Genomic DNA, 12,508 nt, shown 5'->3' with positions numbered 1-12,508 from the left:
AAAATTAGAATAGATATAAAATATAAATATTATGAGGTGAATCTTATGATAGATATATTAAATATAGGTATTAAGAAAAAAGGTACTCCTTATGATAAACTAACCATGATTTCTAAAATTACAGATAAGATGAAATGTAGTATAGATAATAAGGTTTATGTTAAGGGAATAGACTTAAATATATATTGGGGTAGGTTACCTCAAAATAAACATCAGGTAGCTTACGAAAGTAACATAAAAAATGTAACAAATAAAATGAAAAACAATAACTTTATTATAAGTCCAAAAGGTATTAGAGATTATGACTATTATTTTACTAATGACTTTCAAAAAGATTTGTTTTCATATAGTGTAGTTGAAAGTATAAAATTGATTCTTAGAAGAACTAATAAGTCTTTAAAGACTAGTACTATATTAATAGATGAAGCTTCAGACATTAAAGTATATGGAATATTAAAAGAAATTTCTAAAAGCTGTAGGCATATAATACTTCTATCAAAAAATATAAAAGAAACTTTAAAGATACAACAAAATATAATATCAAACTTTGGAATTTCGCCAGAAGTAACCTGGGATGAAGAGTATGCTTTAAAATTATGTGATTTTGTTATAAGCACTAAGGATAAACCTTATGAATTTTGTAATAATGTATGGTATATAAATAATCAATATTTACCCTTGAATTTGAAAGGGACAGTAATAAATGATATATCATTTAATACCCAGTGGAATGAGCTTTCAAGTGATGTATCTCCAGAACTTATAGGGGCTATACTGAGCCAAATGCAAGAAAAAGATATAGAAAGTGCTTTAAGGTATAATGGAGTATTTATGCATAATATAAAATTTAATGAAAGTCTGATAGACATATAGCCTAAAAGGGTATGTTGACAAATACATTTTAGCTGATTTATAATTATTAGAATGTGCTTGACTCATATATAAATCAAGCTTTTATTAATAATAGAGTATAAATATAAATATAAATACATTTAAATTAAAAGGGGAGAAAAAAATGAACGAGGCAAGGAAATATATAATGACTTATGAGGGTGTTAAAAAATTAGAGCAAGAATTAGAACACTTAAAGACAGTTAGAAGAAAAGACATAACAGAAAAGATAAAGGTAGCTTTAGGTTACGGAGATTTGAGTGAAAATTCAGAATATGATGAAGCGAAGAATGAACAAGCATTTGTTGAAGGGAGGATTCTTCAACTAGAAAACATGTTAAAGAATGCTTCTGTTATAGATGAAAGCGAAATTACTACAGATGCTGTATCCGTTGGCTCTATAGTAAAGGTTAAAGATTATGAATTTGATGAAGAAGTAGAGTATACTATAGTAGGATCAGCTGAAGCAGATCCTATGGAATTTAAGATATCTAATGAGTCACCTGTAGGAAGTTCTTTAGTGGGGAAAAAGGTTGGGGAAATCATTGAAGTAAATGTTCCAGAAGGTGTAAGTAAGTTCGAGGTTCTTAACATAAGAAGAGATTAAACAAAGATTGATGGAGGGATATCCAATGGCAAATGAAGAAATTAATATTAATGAACTAGAAGAAAATTATAGTGAGCAAGAAGCACTAAGAAGAGAAAAACTATTAGAATTACAATCAAATGGGAAGGATCCATTTGATGTTTATAAGGTTGAAAGAACCCATACCTCCTTACAAATTAAGGACAACTATGATACTTTAGAAGGTAAAGAAGTAAAGCTTGCGGGTAGACTTATGTCCAAAAGAGTTCAAGGTAAGGCTGGTTTTGCAGATATTCATGATAAAGATGGAAGAATTCAGTTGTTCATTAAAATAGATATATTAGGTGAGGAGAAACATAAAGAGTTTAAATCTTTAGACCTTGGAGATTTAATAAGTGTAACTGGTGAGGTTTTCAAAACAAGAACAGAAGAAATAAGCGTTAAAGTTACAGAGTATCAGCTAATTTGTAAATCCTTAAAGCCACTACCAGAAAAGTGGCATGGTTTAAAAGATCCAGACTTAAGATATAGACAAAGAGAAGTTGATATAATAACAAATCCAAAAGTAAAAGAAACATTTATTATGAGATCTAAAATAATAAAGTCTATAAGAGAGTTTTTGGATAATAGAGGATTCTTAGAAGTGGAAACACCTATACTATCTCCTATTGCTGGTGGAGCAGCTGCAAGACCATTTTCAACTCATCATAATGCCTTAGATATGGATATGTATCTTAGAATAGCAACAGAGCTATATTTGAAAAGATGCATAGTGGCAGGATTTGAAAAAGTTTATGATATGGGTAAAAACTTCAGAAATGAAGGAATTGATGTAAGACATAACCCAGAATTTACAATGATAGAATTATATGAAGCTTATTCAGATTATAATGATATTATGGAGCTTACAGAAAACCTTGTTGCTTATGCATGTGAGAAGGTTCATGGGAAAACTGTAGTTAATTACGAAGGTACAGAAATAAACCTTACTCCACCATGGAGAAGAGCTACTATGGTAGATTTAGTTAAGGAATATGCAAATATAGACTTTAACGAAATTAAAACAAATGAAGAAGCAATAGCAATAGCTAAAGAAAAACATTTACAATTCAAAAAAGAAATAGAAGATTGTACTAAAGCAGATGTATTAAATGCTTTATTTGAAGAATATGCAGAAAGTAAGTTGATACAACCAACCTTTGTGTGTGATTACCCTGTAGAAATCTCACCTCTTACTAAGAAAAAGAGAGGAAATGCAGAATATACAGAAAGATTTGAAGGGTTTATATATGGAAGAGAAATATGTAATGCTTACTCAGAATTAAATGATCCTATAGTTCAAAGAGAAAGATTTAATCAACAAGCTAAGGAAAGAGAGCTTGGTGATGATGAGGCTTACGTAATAGATGAAGAGTTTATGAGTGCATTAGAGACAGGAATGCCTCCTACAGGTGGACTTGGAATAGGAATAGATAGGATAGTAATGTTCCTTACAGATTCACATTCTATAAGAGACGTTATATTATTTCCAACAATGAAACCACAAAACTAAAAACACATAAAACAAGTTCTGAATGTAAATAACTTTTAGAACTTGTTTTTTTACAAAAAGTTTTAAAAAGATGTTGCATTTTGAAAATAAATTGATATAATAATATTGTAATGATATTCCGCGATAGCTCAACGGTGGAGCACTCGGCTGTTAACCGATAGGTTGGAGGTTCGAATCCTCTTCGCGGAGCCATTTTTTTATAATTTTAACTATATAATACTAAGGGTCTTTAAAGATAGATAATGGTATGAAATTATTATCATTAATAACTTAATATAATTTCACAATGACAAAGAATAGTAACTTTAGATACTTTTTAGAGAGATGGTATAGAGTGCAAACCATTATTGTACTAAAGTGAAGGGGACTTTTGAGTGATGCTACATTTAAGAGTAGGGCTATTGCCAATAAGGGTGGAACCGCGGAAGATATTTCGTCCCTTTTAGGTAAGGCTTTTTTTATTACCCATTTTTAATAATAAGTAGGAGGTAACTGATATGACGTTTGAAAAGACAATGGATAAAGTTGTAGGACTTTGTAAGGGAAGAGGATTTGTATACCCAGGATCAGAGATATATGGAGGGCTTGCTAACTCTTGGGATTATGGCCCTTTAGGCGTAGAACTTAAAAATAATGTTAAAAAGGCTTGGTGGCAAAAGTTTGTACAAGGAAACCCTTATAACGTTGGGGTGGACTGTGCAATACTTATGAACAACGAAGTTTGGATTGCTTCAGGACATATTGGCGGGTTTTCTGATCCTCTTATGGATTGTAAAGAGTGCAAATCAAGATTTAGAGCAGATAAATTAGTTGAAGATCATATGACAGAAAACGGAGCAGAGGTAGCTTCAGCTGATGGGTGGAGTAACATAGAGTTAAAAGAGTATATCGATAGTAATGATATACACTGTCCAAAGTGTGAAAAGAAAAACTTTACAGATATAAGAAAGTTTAATCTTATGTTTAAAACTTTTCAAGGGGTAACAGAAGATGCTAAATCAGAAATATATTTAAGACCAGAAACAGCTCAAGGTATATTTGTTAACTTTAAAAATGTACAAAGAACCTCAAGAAAAAAGATACCATTTGGAATAGGTCAAATAGGTAAGTCCTTCAGAAATGAGATAACACCTGGTAACTTTACTTTTAGAACTAGGGAGTTTGAACAAATGGAATTAGAATTTTTCTGTAAACCAGGAACTGATTTAGAATGGTTTGAATACTGGAGAGATTATTGTTGGAACTTCCTGCTAAATTTAGGAATGGGAAAAGATAATTTAAGAATGAGAGATCATGCTAAAGAGGAACTTTCATTTTATAGTAAAGCTACATCAGATATAGAATACCTGTTTCCATTTGGATGGGGTGAACTTTGGGGTATAGCAGATAGGACAGATTATGACTTGAAAAAACATGCAGATAGTTCAGGGGAAGATATGAGTTATCTAGATCCTACTACAAATGAAAAATATGTGCCTTACTGTATAGAGCCTTCCTTAGGAGCGGATAGAGTTGTATTAGCATTTCTTTCTGAGGCTTATGAAGAAGAGGAATTAGAAGGTGGAGATGTAAGAACGGTATTACACTTGCATCCAGCTTTAGCACCTTTTAAAGCAGCAGTGCTACCTCTTAGTAAAAAGCTTTCTGAAAAGTCTACAGAAGTTTATTCTAAATTGAGAGAAGAATTTAATGTGGATTATGATGAAGCTGGAAGTATAGGTAAGAGATACAGAAGAGAAGATGAAATTGGAACACCATACTGCATTACAGTAGACTTCCAAACTCTTGAAGATGACACTGTTACTATAAGAGATAGAGATACAATGAAACAGATAAGAATGAATATAGATGAACTATCAGAATTTATAAAGTTAAAGATGAAGTTTTAATTTATAATTAAATTAATATAGTAGGGTTAAAAGGCAAGTAGGTTATTTTTATAACTTTACTTGCCTTTTATTTTATTACACTTTATAAATCATTGTTAACTAAGTAGTTTTGTATTTAACTTAAGGAGTCTTTACTTAATAAATTATAATAAATCTTTGAATTTAGCTTCGTGATTTAAAAGCCATTCCTTTTTCCATAGCCCACCGTTATATCCTATAAGATTACCATTGATACCTATAACTCTATGGCAGGGAATTATAATAGCAAGGTTATTTTTATTATTAGCCCCACCTACAGCTCTAACAGCTTTCTCATTTTTAATTTTATATGCTATTTCTTTATAGCTACAAGTGGATCCATAAGGTATGGTTTTTAAGGCATCCCAAACCTTTATTTGGAAATTGGTACCTTTATTATAAAACATATCTATATCAAAGTCTTTTCTAAGTCCTTTAAAATAATTATCAAGTTGAGTGGTACAATTTAAAATTAAATCATTAGTTATAGGAGTACTTAAGTTATCGACAAAGTTAATTGAAAATATGCCTTTATTCTTAGCTAATATTTCTATTATTCCAATTGGAGATTGATAATACCCTTTAAATTCTTTATCCATAATTACCCCACCTTTATATATTAGTTATATATATATTATTAGAAATTAAAAGCATTTACCATTATATAAAGTACAAATTCTTAACTTATTTTAATTAATATGATAGAATTATTTTAAACACAAATGTTAGCATAGTGTAATAGTTTAAAATATGAGGTTTATTATGTAAAATAAATGATTCATTATTAAATTGGAGGTAGAGTATGTCTAATAAAGGATTTAAAGAGTTTGAGGAATATATAAAGGATAAAAGAGTTGCAGTAGTTGGTGTAGGGGTAAGTAATATACCGCTTATAAGCTTTCTTGTAGGGATGGGAGCTAAAGTGACAGCCTTTGATAAAAAAACAGAATCTGAACTTGGGGATATAGTTAAAGATTTAAAAGAGAAATCTGTAAACTTTGTGTTGGGAAAAGGTTACTTAGATAATCTTTCTAACTTTGAAGTTATATTTAAAACACCTTCTATGAGAATAGATAGTAAGGAGCTTCTTAGAGCTAAAAGTGAAGGTTCATATATAACATCTGAGATGGAAGAGTTTGTAAGATATTGCCCAGCGAAGATATATGGAGTAACAGGTAGTGATGGAAAGACTACTACTACTACTATCATATATAATCTTTTAAAGGAACAAGGCTATAAGACCTGGGTGGGTGGTAATATAGGTAAACCTTTATTTTCAGATATAAAAAAGATAAAACCAGAAGATAGAGTTGTAATAGAATTATCTAGCTTTCAATTAATGACTATGGATGTTTGTCCAGAAGTTTCAATTGTAACAAATATCACGCCAAATCATTTAGATATGCATAAAGGAATGGAGGAATATATAGAATCTAAGAAAAATGTATTTTTAAATCAAGATAAACAAGGGTTGCTAATATTAAATAGAGAAAATAGTATTACTTATGAAATGAAAGATGAAGCTAAGGGAAGGGTGGAATTTTTTAGTAGCAAAAGGTTATTAAGCAACGGAGCCTATTATAAAGATGGGTTTTTATATTTAAAAGATGAGGTTATATGCGAAGCAAAGAACATGGCTGTTAAAGGTATTCATAATATAGAAAATTACATGGCAGCATTTTTAGCTGTAGAGCATGAGGTTAGCAAAGATAATATAGCAAAGGTATTTAGTAACTTTAAGGGTGTTCCTCATAGAAATGAATTTGTAAGGGAAGTTAATGGGGTAAGATATTATAATGATTCTATAGGATCAAGTCCTACTAGAACCCTTGCAACTATATCTGTTTTTGAAAAGCCTGTTATATTAATTGCAGGGGGATATGATAAATCCATACCTTTTGAGCCTTTAGCAAAGGAAGGTTACAAAAATATAAAATCAATTATTTTACTTGGAAATACAAAAGAAAAGATAAAGGTGGTATTTGAAGAGTTAAAAAAGGATAAAGGTATAGATATACCTTTATACGAAGTTGATTCATTAGAAGAGGCTGTTACAAAGGCTCAATTAATATCTGGTAATGAAGACAATGTCGTGTTATCTCCAGCTTGTGCAAGTTTTGATATGTTTAAGAACTTTGAGGTTAGAGGAAATAAGTTTAAGGAGTTAGTTAATGATTTAAAGTAATATTAAAGTTAATACAATAGATAGGGATATATTAAGGGAGTGATTTTTGTTATAAAAGAACATATGGGTATATATTTAAAACAAACACTTCCTAGTGTATCCGCTTAAGATATATCTAGATATAATTAGTGAATAGGAGTAATGGTGATATAATAAGTTTAAATAGACTATAATAACTATTGCAACAAGATAATATAATGTTATTATAAATGAGCACTCGAGAGAGCCGCACAAGATTCATTAAAAGTTGACTACAATGTATAAAGAAATTAAAGTTTCTAAAAAAACTTGTTGACAACTAAGAAAACAGATGATATACTTACAAAGTACTTCGACAAAGAAGTACATGATCTTTGAAAATTGAACAGAAAAGATATACAAAGACCAGCAATTCTTTTGAATTATGTAATTGAGTAGATTAAACTTACTTAGAGAATCTAGATTCAGATATTCTGAAAATGGAAACTCACTCAGCAAAGCTGAGGGGTAAAAGCCTACGCCAAATCGAAGATTTGGAGTATACTTTTAAATTGAGAGTTTGATCCTGGCTCAGGACGAACGCTGGCGGCGTGCTTAACACATGCAAGTCGAGCGAAGTTATTCCTTCGGGAATAACTTAGCGGCGGACGGGTGAGTAACACGTGGGTAACCTGCCTCATAGAGGGGGATAGCCTTCCGAAAGGAAGATTAATACCCCATAACATAGCATTATCGCATGATAAAGTTATTAAAGGAGTAATCCGCTATGAGATGGACCCGCGGCGCATTAGCTAGTTGGTGAGGTAACGGCTCACCAAGGCCACGATGCGTAGCCGACCTGAGAGGGTGATCGGCCACATTGGGACTGAGACACGGCCCAGACTCCTACGGGAGGCAGCAGTGGGGAATATTGCACAATGGGCGAAAGCCTGATGCAGCAACGCCGCGTGAGTGATGAAGGCCTTCGGGTCGTAAAGCTCTGTCTTCGGGGACGATAATGACGGTACCCGAGGAGGAAGCCACGGCTAACTACGTGCCAGCAGCCGCGGTAATACGTAGGTGGCAAGCGTTGTCCGGATTTACTGGGCGTAAAGGGAGCGTAGGCGGATACTTAAGTGGGATGTGAAATACCCGGGCTCAACCCGGGTGCTGCATTCCAAACTGGGTATCTAGAGTGTGGGAGAGGAAAGTGGAATTCCTAGTGTAGCGGTGAAATGCGTAGATATTAGGAAGAACACCAGTGGCGAAGGCGACTTTCTGGACCATAACTGACGCTGAGGCTCGAAAGCGTGGGGAGCAAACAGGATTAGATACCCTGGTAGTCCACGCCGTAAACGATGGATACTAGGTGTGGGGGATACCAATCCTCCGTGCCGTCGTTAACACACTAAGTATCCCGCCTGGGGAGTACGATCGCAAGATTAAAACTCAAAGGAATTGACGGGGGCCCGCACAAGCAGCGGAGCATGTGGTTTAATTCGAAGCAACGCGAAGAACCTTACCTAGACTTGACATCTCCTGAATTACCTGTAATTAGGGAAGCCCTTCGGGGCAGGAAGACAGGTGGTGCATGGTTGTCGTCAGCTCGTGTCGTGAGATGTTGGGTTAAGTCCCGCAACGAGCGCAACCCTTATTGTTAGTTGCTACCATTTAGTTGAGCACTCTAGCGAGACTGCCTGGGTTAACCAGGAGGAAGGTGGGGATGACGTCAAATCATCATGCCCCTTATGTCTAGGGCTACACACGTGCTACAATGGCGAGTACAACGAGACGCAATACCGCGAGGTGGAGCAAAACTCAAAAAACTCGTCCCAGTTCGGATTGTAGGCTGAAACTCGCCTACATGAAGCCGGAGTTGCTAGTAATCGCGAATCAGAATGTCGCGGTGAATACGTTCCCGGGCCTTGTACACACCGCCCGTCACACCATGAGAGTTGGCAATACCCGAAGTCCGTGTGCTAACGCGTAAGCGAGGCAGCGGCCGAAGGTAGGGTCAGCGATTGGGGTGAAGTCGTAACAAGGTAGCCGTAGGAGAACCTGCGGCTGGATCACCTCCTTTCTATGGAGAACTGTATTAAGATTATAGCTAGTCTATAACTCTTAATACTAGCTGGAATTTATCTTTCTGTTCAATTTTGAAAGATCAAGTATCTTTCATGAAAAATAGCCGACCATCTCAAAATCGTAGATTTTGGATGTCCGCTTTTGTTCTTTGAAAACTGCATATGGTTTAAAAGCAAAGTAAAACTTTAAAAAGAAAAATCTTTTGTAAGATTGAAATGATAACTCATTGATTATTTACTAAGCTTTAATTGTATTTTAATATGATTAAACTTTTAAAAACTCTCTGAGTGAAGTTAGAACTGAGTAATACGAGGAAGCAACGAAGGAGGAGCGGAATTTACTAACGTAAATGAGCACCAGACTGAGGCAGCTAACGAAGTAGTGCGAAGGTTATAACGAACGAAGGTCAAGCTACAAAGGGCACATGGCGAATGCCTTGGCATCAAGAGCCGACGAAGGACGCGATAAGCTGCGATAAGCTTCGGGTAGCCGCAAATAGGCTGTGAACCGAAGATTTCCGAATGAGGAAACTCACATGGGTAAACCCCATGTATTGTATACTGAATAAATAGGTATATAAGGGTACACCCAGGGAACTGAAACATCTAAGTACCTGGAGGAAGAGAAAGAAAATTCGATTTCCCGAGTAGCGGCGAGCGAAAAGGAAAGAGCCCAAACCAGAAATTTATTTCTGGGGTTGCGGACAGATCATTAACATGGCGGTAATTTTAGTCGAATACAACTGGAAAGTTGAGCCACAGCGTGTAATAGCCACGTAGACGAAGGGATAAAGCCTAAGATCTGATCCAGAGTACCACGAGACACGTGAAACCTTGTGGGAAGCAGGGAGGACCACCTCCCAAGGCTAAATACTACTTGATGACCGATAGTGAAGAAGTACCGTGAGGGAAAGGTGAAAAGAACCCCGGAAGGGGAGTGAAATAGAACCTGAAACCGTGTGCCTACAACCGGTCAAAGCACCTTATGTGTGTGATGACGTGCTTTTTGTAGAACGAGCCAACGAGTTACGATATGTAGCGAGGTTAAGTACTTAAGGTACGGAGCCGAAGGGAAACCGAGTCTTAATAGGGCAAATAGTTGCATGTCGTAGACCCGAAACCGGGTGACCTATCCATGGCCAGGTTGAAGCAGAAGTAAAATTCTGTGGAGGACCGAACCAAATTGGTGTTGAAAAACCATGGGATGAGCTGTGGATAGCGGAGAAATTCCAATCGAACCCGGAGATAGCTGGTTCTCCTCGAAATAGCTTTAGGGCTAGCGTCGGATGTGAGTAGTGGAGGTAGAGCACTGAATGGGCTAGGGGCCGTATAGGTTACCAAACTCTATCAAACTCCGAATGCCACATACTATTAGTCCGGCAGTCAGACTGCGAGTGATAAGGCCCGTAGTCAAAAGGGAAACAGCCCAGACCATCAGCTAAGGTCCCAAAGTATAGATTAAGTGGAAAAGGATGTGGGATTTCAAAGACAACTAGGATGTTGGCTTAGAAGCAGCCACTCATTAAAAGAGTGCGTAATAGCTCACTAGTCGAGAGATCCCGCGCCGAAGATGTTCGGGGCTAAAATCTATCACCGAAGCTATGGGTGTACATTTATGTACGCGGTAGAGGAGCGTCCTGTACTGGCTGAAGTCGTACCGAAAGGAGCGGTGGACGGTACAGGAGTGAGAATGTTGGCATAAGTAGCGAGAACTAGGTGAGAATCCTAGTGGTCGAAAATCTAAGGTTTCCTGGGGAAGGTTCGTCCGCCCAGGGTTAGTCGGGACCTAAGCCGAGGCCGAAAGGCGTAGGCGATGGACAATCGGTTGATATTCCGATACCACTATGTAGCGTTATTACCAATGGGGTGACGCAGGAGGATAAGATGTGCTAGCTATTGGATGCTAGTCTAAGCACTTAGGGAGTCTGGATAGGAAAATCCGTTCAGGCAATTCTGAGGTGTGATGGGGAAGGTCATTTTGACCGAAGTATCTGATTCCACGCTGCCAAGAAAAGCCTCTAGGGAGCAAAGTAGTGCCCGTACCGCAAACCGACACAGGTAGATGAGGAGAGAATCCTAAGACCATCGGAAGAATTGCAGTTAAGGAACTCGGCAAATTGACCCCGTAACTTCGGGAGAAGGGGTGCCTACGCAAGTAGGCCGCAGAGAATAGGCCCAAGCAACTGTTTAGCAAAAACACAGGTCTCTGCTAAAGCGAAAGCTGAAGTATAGGGGCTGACGCCTGCCCGGTGCTGGAAGGTTAAGGGGAATGCTTAGCGTAAGCGAAGGTATGAACTTAAGCCCCAGTAAACGGCGGCCGTAACTATAACGGTCCTAAGGTAGCGAAATTCCTTGTCAGGTAAGTTCTGACCCGCACGAATGGCGTAATGACTTGGGCACTGTCTCAACTGCAAATCCGGCGAAATTGTAGTGCCAGTGAAGATGCTGGCTACCCGCGATTGGACGGAAAGACCCCGTAGAGCTTTACTGTAGCTTAGCATTGAATTTCGGTATTGTCTGTACAGGATAGGTGGGAGACTGAGAAACTGGGGCGTCAGCTTCAGTGGAGTCATCCTTGGGATACCACCCTGACAGTACTGAGGTTCTAACGGATACCCATGAAACTGGGTGCCGGACATTGTTAGGTGGGCAGTTTGACTGGGGCGGTCGCCTCCTAAAAAGTAACGGAGGCGCTCAAAGGTTCCCTCAGAACGGTCGGAAATCGTTCGAAGAGTGCAAAGGCAGAAGGGAGCCTGACTGCGACACCTACAAGTGGAGCAGGGACGAAAGTCGGACTTAGTGATCCGGTGGTACCTCGTGGGAGGGCCATCGCTCAACGGATAAAAGCTACCTCGGGGATAACAGGCTGATCTCCCCCAAGAGTCCACATCGACGGGGAGGTTTGGCACCTCGATGTCGGCTCGTCGCATCCTGGGGCTGAAGTAGGTCCCAAGGGTTGGGCTGTTCGCCCATTAAAGCGGCACGCGAGCTGGGTTCAGAACGTCGTGAGACAGTTCGGTCCCTATCCGTCGCGGGCGTAGGAAATTTGAGAGGAGCTGTCCCTAGTACGAGAGGACCGGGATGGACTGACCTCTGGTGTACCAGTTGTCACGCCAGTGGCATTGCTGGGTAGCTATGTCGGGACGGGATAAACGCTGAAAGCATCTAAGCGTGAAGCCCACCTCAAGATTAGATTTCCCATAGCAAAAGCTAGTAAGACCCCTTGAAGAACACGAGGTTGATAGGTCAGAGGTGTAAGTACAGTAATGTATTAAGCTGACTGATACTAATAGGTCGAGGGCTTGACCAAATTATTTTAAACCATATGCAGTTTTGAAAGAACAA

At 37.6% G+C, this 12,508-nt stretch carries 6 protein-coding genes, 1 tRNA gene and 2 rRNA genes; 8 read left to right on the top strand and 1 reads right to left on the bottom strand.

Annotated elements, in window-relative coordinates; genetic code table 11:
* Positions 1-45: 45 nt before the first annotated feature.
* From DY168_RS13150 to DY168_RS13130, 5 genes are all read left to right on the top strand, one after another.
* Positions 46-873 (top strand): hypothetical protein, encoded by an 828-nt coding sequence (locus tag DY168_RS13150; protein ID WP_115642143.1) that lies wholly within the window; start codon positions 46-48, stop codon positions 871-873.
* A gap of 142 nt (positions 874-1,015) precedes the next feature.
* Positions 1,016-1,498 carry a transcription elongation factor GreA gene (greA, locus tag DY168_RS13145; RefSeq protein WP_115642142.1) on the top strand — a complete coding sequence of 161 codons (483 nt, stop codon included), beginning with the start codon at positions 1,016-1,018 and terminating at the stop codon, positions 1,496-1,498.
* A 25-nt stretch (positions 1,499-1,523) separates the two neighbouring features.
* A complete protein-coding gene (gene lysS, locus DY168_RS13140) occupies positions 1,524-3,029 on the top strand; it encodes a lysine--tRNA ligase (protein WP_115642141.1) in 1,506 nt (501 codons plus the stop codon).
* 117 nt (positions 3,030-3,146) lie between these two features.
* A tRNA-Asn gene (locus DY168_RS13135) sits at positions 3,147-3,221 on the top strand.
* Between the two features lie 305 nt (positions 3,222-3,526).
* Complete coding sequence (locus DY168_RS13130; RefSeq protein WP_115642140.1) at positions 3,527-4,918, top strand: glycine--tRNA ligase; 1,392 nt, start codon at positions 3,527-3,529, stop codon at positions 4,916-4,918.
* A 143-nt stretch (positions 4,919-5,061) separates the two neighbouring features.
* Here DY168_RS13130 and DY168_RS13125 read toward each other — a convergent pair whose 3' ends face one another.
* Complete coding sequence (locus tag DY168_RS13125) at positions 5,062-5,535, bottom strand: methylated-DNA--[protein]-cysteine S-methyltransferase (protein WP_115642139.1); 474 nt, start codon at positions 5,533-5,535, stop codon at positions 5,062-5,064.
* 203 nt (positions 5,536-5,738) lie between these two features.
* Between DY168_RS13125 and murD the strand changes: the two genes are divergently transcribed.
* The 3 genes from murD (at position 5,739) to DY168_RS13110 (ending at position 12,473) form a co-directional block, all read left to right on the top strand.
* Positions 5,739-7,121, top strand: coding sequence for a UDP-N-acetylmuramoyl-L-alanine--D-glutamate ligase (gene murD, locus DY168_RS13120; protein WP_115642138.1), 1,383 nt, complete (start codon positions 5,739-5,741; stop codon positions 7,119-7,121).
* A 526-nt stretch (positions 7,122-7,647) separates the two neighbouring features.
* A 16S ribosomal RNA gene (locus DY168_RS13115) occupies positions 7,648-9,159 on the top strand.
* A gap of 409 nt (positions 9,160-9,568) precedes the next feature.
* Positions 9,569-12,473 (top strand): 23S ribosomal RNA (locus DY168_RS13110).
* Together the 16S and 23S rRNA genes form the textbook arrangement of a ribosomal RNA operon.
* Positions 12,474-12,508: the final 35 nt, after the last annotated feature.

Source organism: Clostridium putrefaciens (assembly GCF_900461105.1).
Lineage (GTDB): Bacteria > Bacillota > Clostridia > Clostridiales > Clostridiaceae > Clostridium_L > Clostridium_L putrefaciens.
The sequence above is the reverse complement of the archived record's forward strand: the minus strand, read 5'-3'. Positions and strand labels throughout refer to the sequence as shown.